Below are 22,597 nucleotides of genomic sequence, written 5' to 3'. Positions count from 1 at the left end.
CAAGGCTCGTTACAACTTCATACTCAAAGCAATCCTCTTCCGGCTCAGATCGACTTCGGTAACTTTCACCTGAACGTGCTGCTGCAATTTGACGATCTCATTGGGGTCTTTGATAAAACGGTCCGCCATTTGTGATACGTGCACCAGGCCGTCCTGCTTAACGCCCACATCGACGAATGCGCCGAAGGCAGTAATGTTAGTTACTATTCCTGGTAGTATCATCCCAACTTTCAAATCCTCCGGTTTGCGCACCGAACTATCAAATTCGAATTGCTTCATTTCCGAGCGCGGGTCGCGGGCAGGTTTTTCCAGTTCCAGCAGAATGTCTTTCAAAGTAGGAAGACCCACTTCCGTTGAAATGTATTTTTCAGGCTTAATGTTTTTTCTCAAATCTGCTTTTTGCATCAATTCCTTGATACTAGCACCCGTGTCTTTGGCCATTTGCTCGACCAAATCGTAACGTTCTGGATGTACTGCACTATTATCCAATGGATTAACAGCATTTTCAATACGTAAAAAGCCAGCGGCCTGCTCAAATGCTTTCGAACCCAGACGCGGAACTTTCAATAATTGTTGCCGCGATTTGAAGTTTCCGTTTTTAGCCCTAAAATCCACGATATTTTGCGCTAATGCAGGTCCAAGGCCCGAAACATAGCGCAATAAGTGCTTGCTTGCCGTGTTGAGATTTACGCCTACGGAATTTACGCAGCTCTCCACGACTACATCCAAAGCATTTCGCAATGAATTTTGGTCCACATCATGTTGGTACTGACCTACTCCTATCGATTTCGGATCAATTTTCACGAGCTCAGCCAGTGGATCCATTAATCTCCTGCCAATGGAAATCGAGCCACGAACCGTGACGTCCTTATCCGGAAATTCTTCACGCGCCACTTCCGAGGCAGAGTAAATGGATGCGCCCTGCTCGCTTACCATAAACAGGCCAATCGAGTCGGACTTGCCCGCACTCACCAAAAGCTTCCTTACAAAATCTTCTGTCTCCCGACCGGCGGTACCATTGCCCACAGCTATTGCTTCGACTTTGTGTTTATTGATCAGATCACTGAGTCGTCCATTTGCATCAGCTGGCTTATCAAACGGATAAATGACATGATCGGCCAGCAGATTTCCCTGGCTATCCAGGACAACTACTTTGCAGCCCGTCCGATAACCCGGATCTACCGCCAGCACATTTTTCTGTCCAAGTGGCGATGCCAGCAATAACTGCCGAAGATTTTCGGTAAAAACCTGTATAGCAGCCACATCCGCTTTTTCCTTCGCCAAATTCGAGAATTCTGTCTCGATAGAAGGTTTCAGGAGGCGTTTATAACTGTCAGAGATTGCTAGTTCCATCTGGTCCTTGCAAGCGGACGAACCCCTCAAAAACAGCCTGTCCAATGCTTCCAGCGATTGATCCTCGTCAGGAGAAATGTCTACACTAAGCATTCCCTCCTCCTCGCCTCGCCGGATAGCCAGTAACCGGTGTGACGGTATTCTGGACAAAGGCTCCGAAAAGTCGAAGTAGTCACGGTATTTGGCGCCTTCTTCCTCTTTTTTCTTCTTCACTTTCGAAGTAATGATAGCACCACGCTGGAAATGATGGCGAATTCGTGCCCTGGCGTCCTGGTTCTCATTGATCCATTCAGCTATGATATCCCTCGCGCCTTGCAATGCGTCTGCCACCGCAGGTACCTGATCATTGAGAAATGATGCGGCTTTATGTTCAGGATCAGACTCTTTGCCCGAAAAAATGAGTTGTGCTAATGGCTCCAACCCTCTTTCAGCGGCCATGCTGGCGCGGGTCTTTCTTTTTTGTTTATAGGGAAGATAAATGTCTTCCAACTCTGTCAGAGAGAACACATTATTGATCTTCGTTTTCAGTTCTGGGGTCAGCTTTCCCTGTTCTTCAATGCTTTTCAGGATGGCCTCCCGGCGTTTTTCGACGTCCAGCTGCTTTTGCCAGGTATCCTTAATGGCACCGATCTGCACTTCGTCCAGTCCGCCGGTTGCTTCCTTGCGGTAACGGGCGATAAAAGGCAATGTTGCGCCTTCCTCAAAAAGCTGAATGGTATTCTTAACTTGTTTCTCAGTAATGCCAGTCTGCTGGGCAATGAGGGAATAATTCATATGTGGACTTTAACTGCTATTTTAAATCGCTATATACAATCAAAAGTAGTGGGGAATTACCTATAATAAAACACACTGACCAATGGATAAACACATTTTACCTCTCAAAAAATACCTGCGTAGATTACACCCATAGAAAATTCCAACATTCAAATAGTGACCCGCTAGCAAAGAAATTATGGCAAGCCTTATTACCATTTTTAGTCTGTATCAGTACAATTCCGCTAATGAACACAGCGAGAAATATGTATTATTAAGAACAAAGAAACCTAGCTATCCCAATTACAGCCAGACCTTGGAAAATCTTGCTTATGACATTGAATGTAAAAAAAGAACCCTGCTTCTGACGCTATTCATGAAGAAAGTCGTCATAACTCAAAGTCCAGTTTTAATCGGTGAATTAGAGGAATATCCAATCGGAAATGAAAAATTACATGGTGATCAGGGGCTGTTTGACCTACCCATAGTGTTTGTCTCTTCAGAAAAAGGATTCCCCTGGTTTATACTTGGAGGCTACGATAACATTGAAGAGTTCACCCGTGAATTGCTCCAAGACGAACTTTTAGCACTCTCACCAACAGGCAGTGTAAGTCAGGTTATAGCTACGCTGATAACCGAAAATGATTTCGATCTGTCAAGTATTCGATACTATAATATTGACGATTTACGTGACATATAGCACATTATGGCTTTCTCCGCATTCTCTGATTTACGCCTAATTAATTATAAACTCACGGACATAAAGGACATTATTCCGTTGGGAACTGTTAAACATCCGATCATGAACTGGTTTGCATTAACTGATGGCTATCTATATCTTAAATTGGGTACTAAAAGTGTTTATGAATACGCATCCGACGCCAATGCAATATTATGTGATGGCGTAAAATATAATAGTTACTACCTGATACGCTTCATTGAAGATTTTACGGAAATCTTTCAAACCGTAGGTCAGCCTTTGCCGTCTCAAATACTTCCAGAGATCAAGAACTTCCATGCATTTCAACGCTTTCAAAATCAATCAATTGCTTATTTGGAAGAGTTACGAGCAAAGTACAAGTTAAACGACCATGACTTGGATGAGCAGCAACAACTGATTTCCTGGATTTATTCACGAGGTCTTCCGGCAGATCATCTAGTTGGCGGACCAAATATCTGGTTCTTTAGGTACTGTGACCAAATAAAGATAATTTGGAGGGCCAATTACCAAATTAGGCCAAATATCTTTCTATGGCTCTTTCCCAATGGCGATTATACCTTAAACTATAATTTCTTTTTACGGGAAATAGAAATATTCGCCAAAAGTTTTTTCTCAGATATGGCAAAAAGAGTTGAGCTTGCGGTAAGTATAGATTGGGGAAATGTTGCGATTGATAAAAATAGTCTTGTCGCCGAGCAGCTTTTCAGAAAAGATCGCTTTTACCAAGACCTAAATATGCTGTCTTCCAATTCAACAACAGATTGGTCGGAAACGATATCATTAATTAATAAAATGAAAAATCAATCCCGTTTTAAAAACTAAAATGCACATTGCCTGACTAATCCTTCCTAACTCCTGCTCATGAAACAAATCACGCAGCACCTTTACCAGATCCCGCTCGGCAGTGTGAACACATTCCTCATCGAGGACAATGGCCTCACGCTCATTGATACGGGTTTCAAAAACAGCAGGGACAAAATTTTCCAGGCTATCCGAAACGGCGGCAAAAACCCTGACGACATTAAACAGATCATTCTCACACACAGCCACCCGGACCATAGCGGTAGCGTAGCGGACATTAAGGGTACGCTCGAAGTACCCGTGTATGCGCACCCGGACGACGCGATCCTCGTGGAAGCGGGTATTGGTGGGAGACTTCCCCATCAGCCGTCGCCAGGCCTTGCAAACTGGATCATCTACCGCATTTTCATCAAAGACAGTCCAAACGAAACAGAAATGTGCCGGATTGACGAGAGAATCCAGGACGGTGATATCCTTCCGATCGCAGGCGGAATTGAGGTGATACATACACCAGGACATTCAAAAGGCCATCTTTCACTGCTTTTGAAAAAAGAACGCTTGCTCATCGCCGGCGACATTTGCGCCAATATGTTCGGATTGGATTTCAGCACTGTTTATGAAGACAGGCAGCTTGGTATTCAGAGCATTCTGAAAGCGGCGGCGTATGATTTTGACACGGCGGTTTTTGGACATGGTAAACCACTCATCGGGAATGCGAACGCTAAACTGAAACAGAAATTCAGCTAGCTGGTGAACTCCTGAATCAGCCTGATGATTTTCAATTATATTTGAACTGTTCAAATCCTATTCCTAATCCAGTCGTAATCATGTTCTTAACATTCAGAAATCATGCTGTTTTTATGCTTCTACTCACATTTGCTTTATCTCATTTACAGCAAGCAAATGCTCAAAATAAGTCTGATTTTAAAGTAATTGCATTCTTTACGGGCAAAAACGATAAGGCGCATATCAGCTTCGTGAAAGAGGCCCACAAGCAATTTCCCGAAATGGCCAGGAAAAACAATTTCACGTATGATTCAACGAGCAATTGGACTAATCTGAACAGTGAATTTCTTTCCAAATATCAGGTAGTACTGTTTCTGGACACCCGGCCCGATGCGCCCGAACAACGGGCGGCTTTTCAGAAATACATGGAAAATGGCGGTGGGTGGATCGGTTTTCACTTTGCAGCCTTCGCACTCACGCCCTCGGCTTACCCTCAAAACTGGGACTGGTACCATAATCAATTTCTGGGTTCGGGCCAATATAAAAGCAATACATGGCGGCCGACCTCGGCGATTTTGAAAGTCGAAGACAAGACAAACGCCTCTTTGGAAGGTATTCCTGCAACTTTTAAAGCTTCGCCAAACGAATGGTACCGGTGGGAAAAGGACCTCACGACAAATCCGGACATTCAAATCCTGCTATCCATTGATCCGACTAGTTTTCCGCTCGGTACGGGCCCCAAACAGCATGAAATATGGCATAGTGGCTATTATCCTGTGGCCTGGACTAATAAAAAATATAAAATGCTGTACATGAATATGGGTCACAATGACATTGATTACGACAATAAAACCGATAAAGAATTGTCGTTCACATTCAATAATGAATTGCAAACCCAATTTATTCTGAACACGCTTTTGTGGCTGGGTAAAGGCAAAAAATAGTTTATATCAATGGAAGAAAAGCAGAGCAGGGAGTTTGAAAAAGGCAAAATGACTGGGATTGTCTGGCATTGCGACGATATGCGCATTGGCCACGCTGTTTCCAAATTTACCGAGTTATCAACCTTCTCTTCGAGTAGTAATACCGATGTGGTCAGGATGCATTTTGGCATGAAGGGCGATTACAGCTTTACTTATAAGCAGCTTAATAAGACATTTGAACTGGTAGGCGGGCATCATAACATCATGTATTCCAATGAATTTGACATGGTAGTCCATGCCAAAACCCTGGAAATCGAGACATTTGGGATACAATTCCCCAAAGCACTTTTCATTCATTTCACAGAGCATGCAAGTGATTCCCTCAAACGGTTCTCACAGGACATTATGGAGGGAAAAAGCACGATCCTTTCCAACAGTTGGGGCACCATTGACTCGCCCATTCAGCAGGTTTTACAGCAGATCATCCATTGTAAATATGCGGATGGGATCAAAAAGCTCTTCCTGTTATCCAAAAGTATCGAGCTGCTAGTGCTTTGTGCGGATGCTGTGAGTGCCTCTGAAAACAAAAAAGATGTATTTATCAAAAATCAGACGGATAAAGAGAAGATTATCGCTGTGCGCGACCTGATCAACGAACGGGTGCATTGCCCGCCCAACCTATCCGAAATCGCGCAGCATGTAGGTCTGAATGAATATAAATTGAAACGGGGATTTAAAGAGACTTTTAATAATACTGTCTTTGGCTATCTGACAGACCAGCGTTTGCAGCTGGCCAGGCAATATTTGCTGGATACCGAAAAAACCGCAGCCGAAATTTCACTCCAATTGGGCTACGCTACGCCCCAGCATTTCAATAATGCATTCAAAAAGAAGTTTGGTATAACACCTTATTTGGTTAGAAATAATCCGTAATACGCAATTTCAGACTCCTCAAAACCTGCTAATATTGTATCGGCAATTCGAATTTCTTCTTTCAATCATTCATCAAAACATCAAACCAATGGCCGAGCCACTTATTATCAAAAACAGCATTACTATTAACGCGCCGGTGGCTGCCGTGTGGGACGCGCTGGTCAATCCGGAACAAACGAAACAGTATATGTTTGGCTCCGAGACGGTATCAGACTGGAAACCAGGTAGCGAACTGCTCTGGAAAGGAACATACGAAGGCAATGAAATGGTGTTTGTGAAAGGAGAAGTCGTGCAAATAGAGCCCGAAAAATTTCTCGAATACACGACCATCGATCCTAACTCCGACATTGATGACACGTCAGAAAACTACCTGAGCGTCACGTATGAGCTGATTCCTGATGGAGATCAAACCATTTTGAATGTGACACAGGGCGATTACAGTACCGTCGCGGATGGCGAGCGGAGATACCAGGATTCATACAATAATGGCGAAGGCTGGAACCCTATACTGGTTGAGATTAAAAAACTGCTTGAAGGGAACTAATTCGGCAGCGGATTAAATATTCCTCCTATCAGGATTACTTCCGTTCGAGCAATGCCATGTAAAAACCATCAAACCCGTCTTTTGAAACGGAGGTGCGATGCTCTGAAACCAGTTTCCACGTTTTCTTTTCCGCTTTCAAGAAACGCTTTACCTGTTGTTCCGACTCAGAAGGAAGCACGCTACAAGTGGCATACACCATTTTACCGCCCTTTTTAACCATATTCGAATAGGTACTCAGAATGTGCCACTGTACTTTGCGGATGTTTTCCAGAAATTCAGGTTTCAGCTTCCATTTCGTATCCGGGTGCCTGCGCAATACGCCCAGACCTGAACACGGAACATCCAATAACAGCCGGTCGGCGGTTTCCGAAAGCTGGCTAATAACCTCATCGGACTCGATCAGCATGGTTTCCAGGTTTTTCACACCATTTCTGCTTGCCCGCCTTTTCAATTCGGTCAATTTGTTGTCCTCGATGTCCATGGCTAAGATAGAACCTTCGTTTTGGAGCAAAGCCGCTATGTGTAACGTCTTGCCACCCGCACCTGCACAGGCATCAATCACGCTCATACCGGGCCTGATGTCAAGGTAAAGCGCTATCAGCTGAGAGCCTGCATCCTGCACCTCGAAAAAGCCCTGCTTGAAGCCTTCCTGGTTGAGTACATTCTGCCTTTTTTTCAGAATAAATGCACTGGGAACATGGGGTACGACTGCACAATTATCCTCGCCAAAAAGCGCTGCTACGTCTGCATTGTTGCTTTTCAACGAATTGACACGAATAGTAAGCGGTGCCTGCTGGTTTAATGCGGCCAGTTCGATGTCCCATTTCTTCCCTAGCTCCAATTCACCTGTTACGTCGATCCAATCCGGAATGGATTCCGCTATTTTTCTGGTTTCCAGGCCTTCCCGGTATCTTTCCGTTACAGATTCTGCATTGATATTCTCGAACTCCGGCCACTCAGGGAGAATATGATCTGATTCGAGATGCAAATGCGTCGGCTTGATGAGTTGCCAGGTGCCCACTATGTCCCAGAAATCGCTCTCCTCGCTCGCTTTCTTGATAGCAGCGGCGTATTTCACCAGTCGCCACCAGCGCACGATCTCGTAGGTATTTTCAGCGATGAAGGCCCGGTCCCGTGCTCCCCATTTCTTGTTGGATTTCAGTACCTGCTCAACAACCTTGTCAGCTTGTCTGCCTTTGATAAAAATCTGCTGCAATGCATCCACAGTTGCAGCTACCAAACCTTTGTATAGTTTCAATTTGCTCTCTTTGTTACGTTATTTCAGTAGCCAGTCAACTGGCTTTATCTTCTACTATATGGGTAAAGTTGGTCACGTCTTCGGTATAAAACAAAAATCACGACGGTAAGGCATGATTTTATTCACAATGCTGGTAGCAATGACCTTTCACCATGATGGAAACCAAAACCGCAGTTATATGCCCGCCTGACCTCGCATCGCGTCCGCTGGGATTGAAAGTTGAACGCCTGGTTGCTTTACCGGCAGGGAAATTATTTAAAGCCTGGACAACAGAATTTGACCTATGGTTTGCCTCACCAGGCTCGTTTCTGGGAAAAGCGGAACCCAACACTGCTTTTTACTTCGAAACTTCCTATCAAGGCGCCAGACATCCACATTATGGGCGTTTCCTGAGCATTGAGGAGGGCGAAAGAATCGAGATGACCTGGGTTTCAGGCGAGGGAGGAACGGAGGGCGTCGAGACTGTTTTGACTGTCGAACTTTCAGCACATGAAAACGGAACATTCCTGAGCCTCACACACGCTGGCTTCCTGACTGAGGAGTCTAAAAACAAGCATCAGGAAGCCTGGCCCATGATTTTAGATCAACTGGAAGAGCGAATGTCCCGTCCAGTTGATTAATAAAAGGCATGCAGGCGCGTAACCCTGCATGCCTTTACTACCTTACATATTTTGCGGCAAATTGATTTCGAAAGTTGTTCCTTTACCCGGCTCGGAAGTAATGTTCATGGTACCTTCCAGGCTGTCTACCAGATGTTTAACCAACGCAAGACCGAAACCAAAGCCCTGTTCACCACCCGTGCCCTCCGTCGAGGAAGCCGTACCTGAAAGAATGGCTGTAATAGCTTCCTGACTCATGCCCACACCTGTATCTTTCACCAGGATCTGTAACGCGGGCCAGTTCGGGTCAATGATCAGCCGCAGATCCACGCGCACTTCGCCCCCTTCCGGCGTAAATTTCATCGAATTGGAGATCAGGTTCCCGGTAATTTGAAGCAGTTTATTCTTTGCAAAAGGTACTTTCTCAGTCAATGGCGTGGTGAATACATTAAAACTGACATTTTTATGCTTGGCCTGGGGGCCATAAAGCTTTTCCAATTTGTCCTTAAAAACGGCAAGGTTAAATTCATTTTCCTTGGCATTAACAGACGGAGCGACAGGCCCTTTTTCTTTGTGACTTTCGAGGATTTCTTCCGCCAGGTCCAGGATGGAATTACCACTCTTATGGATCAGATTGATGAATTCTAGTACTTCATCCATTTGGTTGCTATCTCCCTGATCGCGAATGATCTGCGCCAATCCGACGATTCCACCTAACGGCCCACGGATATCATGCGCCACCTTCTTCTGCGTCTGTTTTGCTTCGAGCAGCTTGGATTTAAGGCCTTCCATAACCTTATAGGTTTTAAGCCTGGCGACGATCTCATCGGCAATGATCTTCAGGAGCTCAATTTTCTCAGGATCAAGCGATTTTTGTTCTTGATCCAGCACGCAAAGTGCGCCAATGTTCAATCCTGTGCTGGTTTTAAGTGGTATCCCGTAATAATACCGCACTTTGGGATCGCCGGTAACGTAAAATTTATTTTTGAAACGATCATCAAGACTGAGGTCGTCGATCTCAAAATGATCCGTTTCCATAATCGTGTACTGGCAAACTGAATCCTCCCGCAACATCTGATCCAGATCCAGTCCGTAATTGGAAATGGTCCATTGGGTAAGCGAATCGATGAGGTTTACCAGGGAAATCTTCGTTCCAGTTACTTTTGCTGCTAGTTTGGCAAGGTCTTTGAATGTCTCATAATGGTCTGAATAATCTATATCAAATTCGGAGAGGCTTAGTAACCGCTCCATTTCATTAATCGGAACAGGAGGTGCAGTATGACTCATAGGTTTACGCGCACTGTTTTTAGAGTGCTAGTATCAAAAATAGGATTAATTCGAGTAAGAGTTTAGCACAAGCCACAAAAATAGTTATGTACGCCGATTAAAAATTCGCTGGCTTGATCTTGGAATAATTCAGTTTTTCATAATCAAATAAGAATCGTATATTGCCAGAAAAGTGACATAGCAGATTAGCACTAAAACTAGGGTGACCTTGCTGTAAAAAATGATTAACAGTGTTAAATTAAATATCTATCAATGTTAATTAAAAAACCAATGATAGAAAAACGTATTTGGAGTACATAAAACAGCTTTTACCAATTTCACAGAAAAACAGGCATATTTTGTCTAAATCGAAAATTTGAACATTTTAAAGAGAACCGTCAGCTTGCACTCAATTCAAATTACTCCTGCCCGAATGTATAAAATAACATTTTTAATATTTTTTCTTTCCCTATCCTTTCTTTCGAAAGCACAAGATATAGTCGCCGACCAGATTTTAGGGGAATGGTTGAATGAGGAAAAAGATATGAGAATCGAGATTTATAAAAATGGCAGCGAGTACCTCGGCAAACTAATGTGGGCGCAAAATTACTTCGAAGCTGACGGCAAAACATTCAGAAAAGACATTAGCAATACCGATAAGAGTTTGCGGACGCGCAGTCTGCATAACATTGATATCCTCCACGACTTCACTTTCACCGAAGATATTTGGGATAATGGCAAAATGTACGACCCCAAAAGCGGGAAAACCTACAACTGCCTGATGAAATTCAAAGATGAAACGCTTGAAATTCGCAGCTACGTAGGAATTCCATTGTTCGGGCGCTCTACATATTGGAAGCGTTCGCTGTAATCGCTTCCCGGTACCTCCTCCCCTTCCGTCTTACGAGAACGTTACTTTCCCTCAGGGAAGCCCTTTGTTGCTTAGAAAAGGAATACAATTTGTAGTCCCGGTGTTAATTATAAAATACGTAACGACATCATGGGTGATATTAAAATAGGAATACTGGACCAATCCATTGTACGACAAGGATCTACGGTTCAGGAAGCAATTCAGGAGACCATTGCCACCGCAAAGCTCGCAGAGGACCTTGGTTATAGCCGTTTTTGGATTTCTGAGCACCATAATTCAACTTTCATAGCAGGATCAACGCCGGAAGTACTGATGGTCAAGCTGGCCGATGCCACCCAGCACATCAGGATCGGATCGGGCGGAATTATGCTTCCTAACCACAGCGCATTAAAGGTAGCAGAGAATTTCAGGATGCTGGAAACACTCTTCCCCGGCCGTATAGACCTGGGTATGGGCCGTGCGCCAGGTACGGACAGGATTACTTCTTCGCTGCTCAATCCCTCCAATGATTTCAGCGAATCCAGCTATTTACGCCAATTAGAGCACTTACAGCACTTTTTTAGAGATACAGCGGGTACCGACCGAGGTTTTATCTATGCCACACCACAGTCGCCTACCATACCGATGCAATGGATATTGAGTTCCAGCGGCGGAAGCAGTAGTATCGCCGCCAAATTCGGGATGGGATTAGCAGTAGCGAAGTTTATCAACGGCTTTGTGCGCCCGGATGTAGTCGAAACCTACCGCAAAAGTTTCAGGCCTTCGGATCAATACGAAAAGCCACATGCAATCCTGTCGGTATTTGTGCTTTGCGGGGAGACGGAGGAAAAGGCTGCGCAAATGCGTAAAATGATGGATTATATCCTGGTCGAATTCGAAAGAGGCAAATTCGGCCCGTTCCCCGACGCGGAAACTGTCAAAAAATACCGTTTCTCTGCCGGTGAACTGGAACGCATCAGATACAACAGCGGGCGTATTATTTCGGGTACGCAGGAAGACGTCAAAGAGCAGCTGACCGAGCTGGCACAGCAATTTGAAGTAGATGAAATCATCATTTCCACGATGGCGGACAGTGCCGCGAACCGTGTTAAATCATTTGAATTGATTTCGGACGCATTTAATTTGAGAGAACCGGTTCTTTAAGATTATTTTTGTGCCGGACCTATTATCCGACACCATGAACCGCTTTGACCGCATTACAGCCATCCTGATCCAGCTTCAATCCCGCAAAGTTGTAAAGGCTCAGGATCTCGCAGAGCGATTTGAAATTAGTTTGAGGACCGTATACAGAGATATCAGCTCGTTGGCGGAAGCCGGAGTGCCTATTTCAGGGGAGGCAGGTGTTGGTTATTCCATTATGGAAGGCTATCGCCTGCCTCCCGTCATGTTCACCAAAGAGGAGGCGCGTACATTCATCACCGCTGAAAAGCTGATGGAAAAGTTTACTGATCTTTCCACGCAGTCGCAGTACCAGTCGGCCATGTATAAGGTGAAGGCGGTGTTGCGCACCAGTGAAAAATCAATGGTGGAAAACTTGGAAAACCACATTGAAATGCGACAGGACTACAAACCGTTCCACAAACAGAACAGTAACACCCTGGATGTACTGCTCAAAAGTATCTCCGAAAAAAAGATCTGCAAGATCAACTATTACCCGCTAAGTGCTACTGACCCGGCCGAAAGGATCATTGAACCGGTGGGCATTTACCACGAAAATAACTACTGGTACACCATTGCCTACTGTCACTTAAGAAATGATTACCGTAATTTCCGCTCCGACCGGATTCTGCAATGTGAGCTGACTGAGCAGCCTTTCGAGCACAAGCACGCTCCCCTCAAAGAATTCATGTCGGGTACTTGGGAGTCTGACAACATGCGGCTGGTTCGGATCAGGTTGGAAAAAAAGGTTTCCAGATATGTGCGGGACCAGCGTACCTATTATGGCTTCGTGTCGGAAATCCAGAAAGGCGATCACATTGAAATGTCGTTTCTAAGCCCGTCGCTGGAAGGCTTTGCCAGATGGTATATGATGATCGCTCCAAACGCTACAATTTTGGAGCCGGAAACCCTCAAAAACATGGTTAGGCAGCTCATTGAACAGATTTCCGAAAATTTGAAATAATCCGGATGACTGTTGACACACTGTTGTCACGGGCCTGGCTTTTCTTTGTATTGCACTTAAACAAAGAACAACATGTCGGAGCTAACAGTACTATCAACCGTGGAAACCAGTCTTGCGTATTTGATGAAAAATTACACCGATTACAATCATTGGGCTAATTGTACATTGGTTAACTGGCTCAAAACCAAGCCACACGCAGTTCTGGAAATTGAGGTCCATTCCAGCTTCAACACCATTCGACAAACGCTGATCCATATACTTCAGACGCAAAGTTACTGGTACTCAATCATTCGTCCGCAGATTAGCTATGAGGACGAAGATTTTACCGGAAACCTGGAAGAAACCTTCGAACGCATTATTGCCCAGTCAGAAGAAATGGCGATTTACATTGAAAACCTGGGCATTGACATGTTGCAGGAAGATACGCTGGTGATCAGCCAGTGGTTTGAATGTAATTTCCCTAACTTCGAGTACATTATGCATTGTATGAACCACAGCACCTATCACCGCGGACAGATCGTTACGATGGGGCGCAACCTGGGCTTTACGGATGCGCCGATGACCGACTACAATTTTTACAATGTAATGGCAAAATAATACCCTACCCCGGGCATTGCTATCTCAGAATTGCCTCCGTAAATTACCGGTATGAAAAGTTTCAGCATACTGGGAATCTCGGGCAGCTTACGTCCTGATTCGACGAATACCATCATTTTAAGCGCATTCAAAGGTCTTTTACCAGCGGATACCCATTTTCAAATATTTCAGGGCCTGGACGAAATCCCCCATTTCAGTCCGGGCCTTGATGATACGGAGGCAGTAATCCGGTTCAAAAAAGCCATCCAACAGGCCGACGGCGTCATTATCTGCACGCCCGAGTATGCGTTTGGTGTACCCGGCACATTGAAAAACGCGCTGGACTGGACTGTCGCGACGGGTGATCTGAATGACAAACCCGTTTCTGCAATCAGCGCTTCTCCCCTCAATACCGGCGGCGACAAAGCCCTCGCTTCCCTCCTGCTCACGCTCACAGCACTGGGCACACGCCGAAACGACCATTCTTCCTTATCCATTCCAAATATCAAGCACAAGATCGGTCCCGACAAAACAGTATCGGATCAGGAAACGCTTTTGGCATTAAAAGGCCAGTGCGATAACCTGATGACTATCATTGCTTCATAGCTATCGACATTGGTCCTGTTGATAAAATGCTATTTATTATTCGGCAAACAAAAGACTACTGTTTCAGTATACTATATATCTTTATTTTAATACATTTGATCTTTATCCACCTTTAAACGTTCTAAAAATGAAATTTGAAACCTTGCAGCTTCATGCCGGCCAGCAGCCAGATCCTGCTACCAATTCAAGAGCAGTACCCATTTATCAGACTACCTCATACGTGTTCAACAACGCTGAACACGCCGCTAACCTGTTCGCATTGAAGGAGTTTGGCAATATATATTCCAGGATCATGAATCCTACCAATGATGTTTTTGAAAAAAGAGTGGCAGCATTGGAAGGTGGCGTAGCAGCACTTGCAACTGGCTCGGGGCATTCCGCGCAGTTTTTGGCGATCAATAACATCACAACTGTCGGCGATAATTTTGTAACGACGTCTTTCCTTTACGGTGGATCATATAATCAGTTCAAAAATTCTTTTAAAAACATCGGTGTCGAAGCGCGCTTTGCCGACGGCGACGATGTGAGCAGCTTTGAAAAACTCATCGACGACAAAACGAAATTCATTTACCTGGAAACCATTGGTAACCCAAGTTACAGCGTCCCTGATTTCGAGGCATTTTCAGCATTAGCTACGAAGTATGACCTTCCATTGATCGTGGATAATACGTTTGGAGCAGCTGGGGCTATATTTCAGCCTATCAAATACGGCGCACACGTGGTAGTACAGTCGGCCACCAAATGGATCGGCGGACATGGTACATCCATCGGCGGTGTGATCGTGGATGCTGGTACTTACAACTGGGGCAATGGCAAATTCCCACAGTTTACTGAGCCGTCGCCGAGCTATCATGGACTGGTTTTAAATGATGTTTTTGGGATCGGCGGACCTTTTGGTAACATTCAATACATCATTCGTGCCCGTGTGGAAGGCCTGCGCGACTGGGGTCCGTCATTGGCTCCTTTCAACTCATTCCTATTCCTTCAAGGCCTTGAAACGCTGACATTACGTGTTGAACGTATTGCAGAAAATGCATTGAAACTGGCGCAATGGCTGGAAAAACATCCAAAAGTGGAAAGCGTGAACTACATTGGGCTGGAAGGAAATAAGTACAATGCGTTGGCTAAAAAATACCTCACACGTGGATTTGGTGGCGTCCTTTCCTTCACATTAAAAGGTGATAAGAAAACCGCAGAGAGCTTCGTGGATCATCTGACCCTAATCAGTAACCTGGCCAATGTAGGCGATGCAAAAACATTGATCATTCACCCCGCATCGACAACACATTCACAATTATCTGAAACAGAGCAACTTTCAGCTGGCGTACATCCTACTCAGTTACGTATTTCTGTGGGTATTGAGCATATTGACGACATTATTGCAGATGTAGAGGGTTCGTTGGCCCAGTTGTAGTTAGGTTGTCATTTATAGTCAAGGTAATTCTGTTTGTCAACCTGAGTGGAGTCGAAGGGCTCATGCAGTTCGCGTTTGCATTTCGACTCCGCTCAACGTGACAACAGGAAAGCATTTCGGCTCCTCTCTTTATTCGTGTATGCCTTCCAAAGCAAACATGAATGCAAATTGCAAGGCCACTTCTTTCAGATATTCAAACCTTCCCGAAGCACCACCGTGCCCGGCTTCCATATTGGTTTTTAGAAGCAGCACGTTTTTATCGGTTTTATGCGTTCTGAGTCTTGCAACCCACTTTGCAGGCTCGAAATATTGAACCTGGCTGTCATGCAACCCGGTAGTTACCAGCATATTCGGATAGGCTTTTCTCTCCACATTGTCATACGGAGAGTACGATTTCATGTACGTGTATGACTCTTTGCTTTTGGGATTGCCCCATTCATCAAACTCATTGGTTGTCAGCGGGATACTTTCGTCGAGCATGGTAGTCACCACATCCACAAATGGCACATCGGCGATGATTCCTCTCCAAAGATCCGGGCGGAGATTGGAGATCGCGCCCATCAGCAAACCACCCGCGCTGCCACCTTCTGCAAACAAATGTGCTGATGACGTGTATTTTTCCTTCACCAGATATTCTGCGCAGTCGATGAAGTCAAAGAATGTGTTTTTCTTTTTGAACAATTTGCCGTCCTCATACCATTGACGCCCCATTTCCTGGCCGCCGCGTACGTGTGCAATCGCGTATATGAAGCCACGGTTCAATAAACTAAGTCTGGTACTGCTGAATCCCGCGTCGATACTATTGCCATAGGAGCCGTAAGCGTAAAGTAGCAAAGGCGTTTCCGCAGATTTTTCGGTACCTTTTTTGTATACCAAAGAAATGGGAACTTTAACACCGTCACGCGAAGTGGCGTACAAGCGTTCCGTCACGTATTCTTCGGGATTGTACCCTCCTACTACTTCTTGGCGCTTTTTCAGCTCCTTCGCTTTTGAGTCCATGCCATAGTCATAAACAGAATTTGGCGTGGTTAGCGAAGTGTACACATACCGGAGTGTCTTCGTATTGTACTCCGGATTGGAGCCAGTGTACGCAGTGTAGGCTGGTTCTCCAAAATCCACATAATGCTCCGCTTTTGATTTCAAGTCCCTGATCCTGAGTTGCAGCAAGCCATTTTTACGTTCAGTGATGACGAGATAATCTTTAAAAACATCGATTCCTTCCAGCAGAACATCTTTTCGGTTCGGAATCACTTCCTTCCAGTTCTCCACGCCTGTCTTGGTAAGCGGTGTTTCCATCAGTCTGAAATTGAGCGCGTCCTTATTGGTCACGATCAAAAACTTGTCGTCCTGATGATCAATGTCATATAGCACATCCTTTATTCTGGGCTGGAAAACTTCAAAACTTCCTTCCGGCTTATCAGCGTCCAGTATCCGGTATTCCGACGACATGGTCGCCGAAGACGCGATAATGATGTATTTCTCCGACTTCGTTTTGCCTACACCAATGTAGTTGCTCTTATCTTTTTCGGTATAAACGACCACATCTTTCTTAGCGTCCGTACCCAGCGCGTGACGCTTGATCTTTTCGCTCAGCAATGTCTTAGGATTGGTTGCCGTATAAAACAATGTCTTGTTATCATTGCCCCACTCCGACCCACCGCTCGCCGGATAAATTACATCCTTAAAGTTCTGCCCTGTTTCCAGGTTTTTGATATAAATAGTATACTGCCGGCGCGAGACTGTATCTACACCATAGGCCAGTAACTTGTTATCAGGGCTAATGTTGAAACCCACCGCCGAGTAGTAGGCATGTCCTTCCGCCATTTTATCTACGTCCAGCAGGATTTCCTCAGGAGCTTCCAATGTGCCCTTTTTTCGACAATATTTAAAATACTGCTGTCCTTCTTCGCTTCTGGTGTAGTACCAATAGCCGCTGCTATAAACGGGTACTGACTCGTCTTTTTCTTTGATCCTACCTTTCATTTCAGTAAAAAGGTTTTCCTGAAACTTCTTGGTACCCGCCATCATCGTGTCGGTGTACGCATTTTCTTCTTTCAAATAATCCACAACATTGGTGCTGTCGGGGCCTTCTTTGAAAAAATCTGCCATCCAATAATACTCATCATTACGCTTGTCACCGTGCATTCCGGCTTCGTAATCCTTCATTTCTGCTACGGGAGGAGTTGCTCCCGGCCATTGATATGCTTCTTTCACTTCTTTTTTTTGGTTACAGGAAAAAATGATAACAGCTAAAAACATTAAAATAATTCGCATAAGTCCGGGCTTTATTAAATGTATAATAAGAGTGATACTGTTAATTTAAATTAAAAAATATAATAAGTTTTAAATGTTATAAATGATTTAAAAGTATATAGCTTTTTATACGGCGGAAATGGGAAAAACTATTGATGTTTTCTTCCCGACAATCTACAAAAATCCGCCAGCAATCCATTTCAGTCTCTGCACATACATTATATTTGAGTTTCGTTAATAAACTTACCTCATGGATAAACCCGTTCACAAGCTTTTCCTTCTTGACGCCATGGCGTTGATATACCGCGCACATTTCGCATTTATCAAGGCGCCCAGAATTACTTCCAAAGGACTGAATACCAGCGCGGTTTTCGGTTTCACCAACACATTGCTGGAAGTATTGATCAAGGAAAAGCCCACACACATCGGAGTCGCTTTTGACACCTCTGCCCCTACTTTCAGACACATACAATATGAAGCGTATAAAGCACAACGCGAGGCGCAGCCTGAGGACATTTCCGTGGCCATTCCGCTCGTAAAACGTTTGCTGAAAGGCATGTGTATTCCGGTGCTCGAACTCGACGGCTACGAAGCGGATGACATTATCGGTACCATTGCCAGAGAAGCGTCAGTCGCGGGTTTTGAGGTTTTCATGATGACGCCGGATAAAGACTACGGGCAGCTGGTAGAGGAGCACGTATATATGTACAAGCCTGCCTTCCTGGGAAAAGGAGCCGAAGTTTTAGGAATTCCGGAGATTCTCGAACGCTGGCAGATCAAGCGGATAGACCAGGTGATTGACATACTGGGCCTTATGGGCGATGCCGTGGACAACATTCCGGGTATCCCGGGCGTAGGCGAAAAAACGGCTCAAAAACTGATCGCCGAATACGATACCATTGAAAACCTGATCACGCATGCAAACGAGATTGGCGGAAAACTCGGCGAGAAGATCCGTGATAATATGGACAAAGCGGTTCTCAGCAAGCAGCTGGCCACGATCGACGTGCATGTACCGGTACCATTCGATGCGGAAGACCTGACCATTTGCGCAGTTAATTCCGATATGATCGTGGAGCTGTTTGACGAACTGGAATTCAAAACGCTTAAACAGCGGGTTTTAGGAATAGGCCAAACTTCTTCTTCACCTGCTGCGCCCAAGCCGGCTACCAAAGACAAAAAGGGCCAGCTGGATCTGTTCGGTAACCCTACGGAAGAACTGGGCAAACAACCAGCAATCATCAGCGAAAATATAGCGGACGACGATTCACCCGACCAAGCTTACGAAGACCTGAGAATCCCGACCAACAAACGTACCATTGACAACACTTTCCACCGGTACCACACTGTCGACACGCCCGAACTGCAAAAAAGCCTGGCGTACTACCTCGGTTTGCAGGAAGCATTCTGTTTTGACACGGAAACAACTTCGCTGGACACCATGGACGCGGAGCTGGTAGGTTTGTCATTTGCATATCTTCCGGGAGAGGCATTCTACATACCCGTACCGGCAGACAAAGAAAAAGCGCAGGAGATCGTTGAAAATTTCAGGGGAGTTTTTGAAAATGAAGCCATTGAAAAAATAGGCCAGAATATCAAATATGACCTGCTGGTACTGAAAAACTATGGCATTGAAGTTCATGGGAAGTTGAGTGACACCATGCTGGCACATTATCTTCTGGAACCTGATAAACGCCACGGTATGGACATTCTGGCGGCTTCCTACCTGAATTATGCCCCCGTTTCGATTACTTCGCTGATCGGTAAAAAGGGCGTGAAGCAAGGTACTATGCGTGATGTGGCGATACCCGAGATCACGCAATACGCGGGCGAGGACGCCGACATTACATTGCAGCTCAACACAATCTTTTCCAGGGAGCTTCCAAAGGTGAATGCCTCAAAACTGTTTCACGGCGTCGAAATGCCGCTTTTGAAAGTATTAGCTTCGATGGAAAGTACCGGTGTAAGGCTTGACATTGGTACTTTAAAAGACATGTCCGGTGTGCTGGAACTGGATCTGAGACAAACAGAATCGGAGATCTACGAGATTGCGGGACAATCATTCAACATCAGCTCTCCCAAACAGCTCGGCGAGGTGCTCTTCGACAAAATGAAGCTGATCGACAAACCAAAAAAGACCAAGACCGGTCAATATGCGACTGGGGAGGACATTCTTTCCGAACTGGAAAATAACCACGCCATTGCCAGGAAAATATTGGATTACAGGGAATTACAAAAATTAAAATCCACCTATGTAGATGCCTTGCCTTTATTGGTCAATGCCAAAACTGGCCGCATTCATACCTCCTATAACCAGGCTGTGGCAGCTACCGGAAGGCTCAGCTCTACCAATCCCAACTTACAGAACATTCCCATCCGTACGCCGCGCGGTCGTGAGATCCGCAAGGCATTCGTACCGGATACTGATGAATTCCAGATCCTTTCTGCGGATTATTCGCAGATTGAACTGCGCATTATGGCGGCATTCAGCGGTGATGTCAGTATGATCGAGGCATTTAACCAGGGACGTGACATTCATGCCACTACGGCCAGCAAGGTGTTTAAAGTGCCTTTGGAGGAAGTCACTTCTGATATGCGTCGGAAGTCTAAAATGGTCAATTTTGGTATCATTTACGGGATCTCAGCATTTGGGCTGGCGCAGCGCCTCGCAATAGCGCGCGGAGAGGCCAGCGAGATCATCAGGGCGTATTTTGAAGAATTCCCGGCCGTGAAGGGTTATATGGACAGAGTGGTCAATGAGGCAAGGGAAAAGGAATTTGTGGAGACGATCCTGGGTCGCAGGAGGTATGTGCCGGATATTAATTCAAGAAACCAGACGAACCGCGGCTATGCGGAGCGAAATGCCATTAACGCGCCAATACAGGGCTCTGCGGCGGATATGATCAAAGTTGCGATGATCAACATTCATGATTTTATAGCCAATGAAAAACTAAAATCCCGCATGATCCTGCAAGTGCATGATGAATTGGTATTCGACGCCCACCGCGACGAAGTACCGTTATTGAAAGAAAAAGTAGATGAACTCATGCGCAATGCGATCCCAATGGCAGTGAGGATGGAGACGGGGATTGGGGTTGGTGGGAACTGGTTGGAAGCGCATTGACCCTTCGACTGCGCTCAGGATGACAAAACAGCTAAAACAACAACAAAAGAGAGGTCTGCAAAGCTGATTTGCGGACCTCTCTTTTTTACTTGAACCTTCTATTATTTTGACAACCAAAGTTGCTGGTTGATGTCGTCCTTACCTGCGAACTGGCTCTGGATTGCGGCGTTGTAGTTTGTTTCGTTGGTCGTACGCTCCGAAAGTGGGTACTGCCAGCGAACTGCGATACGGCCTGAGTTACCTGTTCCCACACCTGTCATAAATTTAGGGAAACCGGTCCGGATATAGTTGAAATACGCTTCCATACCTGAGTTCATGAAGAATGCAAGGTATTTCTGGGTAACGATCTGCTCGATGCCTGCAATGTTGTTTCCTGCAAACTTCACGATCGGCTGCGCATAGTAGTCGTCAAAATTGAAATTGACGGTATAGTTCGCGAAGTCAGATGCGGCACGTCCTCCTGTTTTGGAATAAGTCATCGTAAGAGCGCCTGTTTTAACACCATAAAACTCCTGAGAAGCCTGAATACCTTTCTTATACCACGTTTCTGCGCTGCCTGTGGCCCAGCCTCTGGCAATACCTTCTGCAATGTTGAAGCACATTTCAGGATAGCCTACGAGGAATGTGCTTTCGCCAATGTAGTTCGAATAATAACGTGATCTGCTTTGGAAAGAATATTCTCCCGGCGCAAAACCTGGTCCGTTGTCTTTACCAGCTTTGTTTGACATATCCGAAAGGTCTTCTCCTGAGTTTGCTGCGATAAATGCGGTAAAATCGGAAGGAAGTTTGCCTGCTTTAAGCTGTGCGCCAGCGGGCTCAGTCGTCACCATGACGCGCGGATCTTTGCGCGCTGTCAGCAAGCCTACGTAAGTCTGGGCCATATTCTGGCGTGTCGCATCAAAACCGAAGTTATCAGGGTTAGATGGATACTTATTGAAAAGGTTTGACTTGAATTCCAGGTTATCAGACATGCCACCCATTAGAGGATACTTTGTTGGGTTAGCAAGAATTTCGGCAAACTGGCTTTTAACATTCATTCCGGCTTCGCCTTCTTTTTTGCTCAACCGGATCAGTATCCTTAAACGGAAGCTGTTAACCACTTTCTGCCATTTCGCGAGGTCTTCTCCCAGGTAAAAATCTCCGGTCAGCTTCGAATTCCCGCCAGCGATCAATGACGTCATTTCGGAGTTAGACTGATCCAGCCACGCCAGGATTTGAATGTACACATCCTTTTGTGAATCATATTTCGGAGTAATGATCTCCAACCCTTTCAAAGCCTCTGATGCTGGAATGTCCCCGCCTCTTACCGACATTTGATCAAAAAAGAATGCGCGGAAGAACTTACCGACCGCTGAATAAACGTTTACGTCTGCCAAGCCGGCGCGTTTCGCTTCCTCTTCCATTTTAACTACATTTTTCAAAGTAGCATAATGATCTGTGAATGACGACCAGTTGTATTCGTTGTTACCGTAGTAATTATAATTGATCGCATAAAACTGGTTCCAACGCATTTCATCACTGAAAGGGGTACCAATGTTACCGTACATGTCAGACTCGATGCCTTGCAAAACAAGGGATGCCGGAGCAGTTACAGGACGGTTTGGATCTTTTTCGAGTTCTTCGAAGCTTCTTTCGCAGCCTGATAGCATCAGTGCAAAAGCCGTGCATAATCCGATAAGTTTATGATTGAATTTCATTGTTCAGAATTGGATTGTTTGAAATAATCTGTCTTAGACTTCCTGTCCGGGACAACC

19 protein-coding genes are annotated in these 22,597 nt (G+C 45.3%); 14 read left to right on the top strand and 5 right to left on the bottom strand.

The window, feature by feature from the left end; all coding sequences use genetic code 11:
* Window positions 1-9: 9 nt before the first annotated feature.
* Window positions 10-2,127, bottom strand: coding sequence for a Tex family protein (locus ABIO93_RS10725; protein WP_348067362.1), 2,118 nt, complete (start codon window positions 2,125-2,127; stop codon window positions 10-12).
* Window positions 2,128-2,305: 178 nt separating this feature from the next.
* Here ABIO93_RS10725 and ABIO93_RS10720 point away from each other — a divergent pair, with 178 nt between their 5' ends.
* The 6 genes from ABIO93_RS10720 (at window position 2,306) to ABIO93_RS10695 (ending at window position 6,754) form a co-directional block, all read left to right on the top strand.
* A complete protein-coding gene (locus ABIO93_RS10720) occupies window positions 2,306-2,806 on the top strand; it encodes a hypothetical protein (protein ID WP_348067360.1) in 501 nt (166 codons plus the stop codon).
* A 6-nt stretch (window positions 2,807-2,812) separates the two neighbouring features.
* Window positions 2,813-3,649, top strand: coding sequence for a DUF5984 family protein (locus tag ABIO93_RS10715; RefSeq protein ID WP_348067358.1), 837 nt, complete (start codon window positions 2,813-2,815; stop codon window positions 3,647-3,649).
* Between the two features lie 39 nt (window positions 3,650-3,688).
* Window positions 3,689-4,375, top strand: a complete 687-nt coding sequence (locus ABIO93_RS10710) for an MBL fold metallo-hydrolase (RefSeq protein WP_348067356.1) — start codon at window positions 3,689-3,691, stop codon at window positions 4,373-4,375.
* A gap of 113 nt (window positions 4,376-4,488) precedes the next feature.
* Entirely contained in the window at window positions 4,489-5,298 is an 810-nt protein-coding gene (locus tag ABIO93_RS10705) for a ThuA domain-containing protein (protein ID WP_348067354.1), read from the top strand.
* A gap of 9 nt (window positions 5,299-5,307) precedes the next feature.
* Window positions 5,308-6,210: an AraC family transcriptional regulator gene (locus ABIO93_RS10700; RefSeq protein WP_348067352.1), complete on the top strand. Its 903-nt coding sequence runs from the start codon at window positions 5,308-5,310 to the stop codon at window positions 6,208-6,210.
* Window positions 6,211-6,298: 88 nt separating this feature from the next.
* Window positions 6,299-6,754, top strand: a complete 456-nt coding sequence (locus ABIO93_RS10695) for an SRPBCC domain-containing protein (protein ID WP_348067350.1) — start codon at window positions 6,299-6,301, stop codon at window positions 6,752-6,754.
* A 34-nt stretch (window positions 6,755-6,788) separates the two neighbouring features.
* Here ABIO93_RS10695 and ABIO93_RS10690 read toward each other — a convergent pair whose 3' ends face one another.
* Window positions 6,789-8,012 carry an RsmB/NOP family class I SAM-dependent RNA methyltransferase gene (locus tag ABIO93_RS10690; protein ID WP_348067348.1) on the bottom strand — a complete coding sequence of 408 codons (1,224 nt, stop codon included), beginning with the start codon at window positions 8,010-8,012 and terminating at the stop codon, window positions 6,789-6,791.
* 152 nt (window positions 8,013-8,164) lie between these two features.
* Between ABIO93_RS10690 and ABIO93_RS10685 the strand changes: the two genes are divergently transcribed.
* Window positions 8,165-8,632: an SRPBCC domain-containing protein gene (locus ABIO93_RS10685; RefSeq protein WP_348067346.1), complete on the top strand. Its 468-nt coding sequence runs from the start codon at window positions 8,165-8,167 to the stop codon at window positions 8,630-8,632.
* Between the two features lie 42 nt (window positions 8,633-8,674).
* Here ABIO93_RS10685 and ABIO93_RS10680 read toward each other — a convergent pair whose 3' ends face one another.
* A complete protein-coding gene (locus ABIO93_RS10680) occupies window positions 8,675-9,898 on the bottom strand; it encodes a GAF domain-containing sensor histidine kinase (protein WP_348067344.1) in 1,224 nt (407 codons plus the stop codon).
* Window positions 9,899-10,310: 412 nt separating this feature from the next.
* Between ABIO93_RS10680 and ABIO93_RS10675 the strand changes: the two genes are divergently transcribed.
* The 6 genes from ABIO93_RS10675 (at window position 10,311) to ABIO93_RS10650 (ending at window position 15,466) form a co-directional block, all read left to right on the top strand.
* Window positions 10,311-10,748 carry a DUF2147 domain-containing protein gene (locus ABIO93_RS10675; RefSeq protein WP_348067342.1) on the top strand — a complete coding sequence of 146 codons (438 nt, stop codon included), beginning with the start codon at window positions 10,311-10,313 and terminating at the stop codon, window positions 10,746-10,748.
* A gap of 129 nt (window positions 10,749-10,877) precedes the next feature.
* Window positions 10,878-11,891, top strand: coding sequence for an LLM class flavin-dependent oxidoreductase (locus tag ABIO93_RS10670; RefSeq protein ID WP_348067340.1), 1,014 nt, complete (start codon window positions 10,878-10,880; stop codon window positions 11,889-11,891).
* Window positions 11,892-11,901: 10 nt separating this feature from the next.
* The gene (locus ABIO93_RS10665) at window positions 11,902-12,870 is read left to right on the top strand and encodes a YafY family protein (RefSeq protein ID WP_348067338.1); all 969 of its coding nucleotides are present in this window, start codon (window positions 11,902-11,904) and stop codon (window positions 12,868-12,870) included.
* 72 nt (window positions 12,871-12,942) lie between these two features.
* A complete protein-coding gene (locus ABIO93_RS10660; protein ID WP_348067337.1) occupies window positions 12,943-13,467 on the top strand; it encodes a DinB family protein in 525 nt (174 codons plus the stop codon).
* 51 nt (window positions 13,468-13,518) lie between these two features.
* Window positions 13,519-14,052 carry an NADPH-dependent FMN reductase gene (locus tag ABIO93_RS10655; RefSeq protein WP_348067335.1) on the top strand — a complete coding sequence of 178 codons (534 nt, stop codon included), beginning with the start codon at window positions 13,519-13,521 and terminating at the stop codon, window positions 14,050-14,052.
* A 127-nt stretch (window positions 14,053-14,179) separates the two neighbouring features.
* Window positions 14,180-15,466: an O-acetylhomoserine aminocarboxypropyltransferase/cysteine synthase gene (locus ABIO93_RS10650; protein ID WP_348067333.1), complete on the top strand. Its 1,287-nt coding sequence runs from the start codon at window positions 14,180-14,182 to the stop codon at window positions 15,464-15,466.
* A 129-nt stretch (window positions 15,467-15,595) separates the two neighbouring features.
* On the opposite strand, the gene ABIO93_RS10645 is transcribed toward ABIO93_RS10650, so the two are convergent.
* Window positions 15,596-17,680 (bottom strand): S9 family peptidase, encoded by a 2,085-nt coding sequence (locus tag ABIO93_RS10645; RefSeq protein ID WP_348067331.1) that lies wholly within the window; start codon window positions 17,678-17,680, stop codon window positions 15,596-15,598.
* Window positions 17,681-17,969: 289 nt separating this feature from the next.
* On the opposite strand from ABIO93_RS10645, the gene polA reads away from it, so the two are divergent.
* Window positions 17,970-20,843 (top strand): DNA polymerase I, encoded by a 2,874-nt coding sequence (gene polA, locus ABIO93_RS10640; RefSeq protein ID WP_348067329.1) that lies wholly within the window; start codon window positions 17,970-17,972, stop codon window positions 20,841-20,843.
* Between the two features lie 101 nt (window positions 20,844-20,944).
* Here polA and ABIO93_RS10635 read toward each other — a convergent pair whose 3' ends face one another.
* Window positions 20,945-22,540, bottom strand: a complete 1,596-nt coding sequence (locus tag ABIO93_RS10635) for a SusD/RagB family nutrient-binding outer membrane lipoprotein (protein WP_348067327.1) — start codon at window positions 22,538-22,540, stop codon at window positions 20,945-20,947.
* Between the last annotated feature and the right edge of the window lie 57 nt (window positions 22,541-22,597).

It is taken from the genome of Dyadobacter sp. (assembly GCF_039919315.1).
Classification (GTDB): Bacteria; Bacteroidota; Bacteroidia; order Cytophagales; family Spirosomataceae; genus Dyadobacter.
The sequence above is the reverse complement of the archived record's forward strand: the minus strand, read 5'-3'. Positions and strand labels throughout refer to the sequence as shown.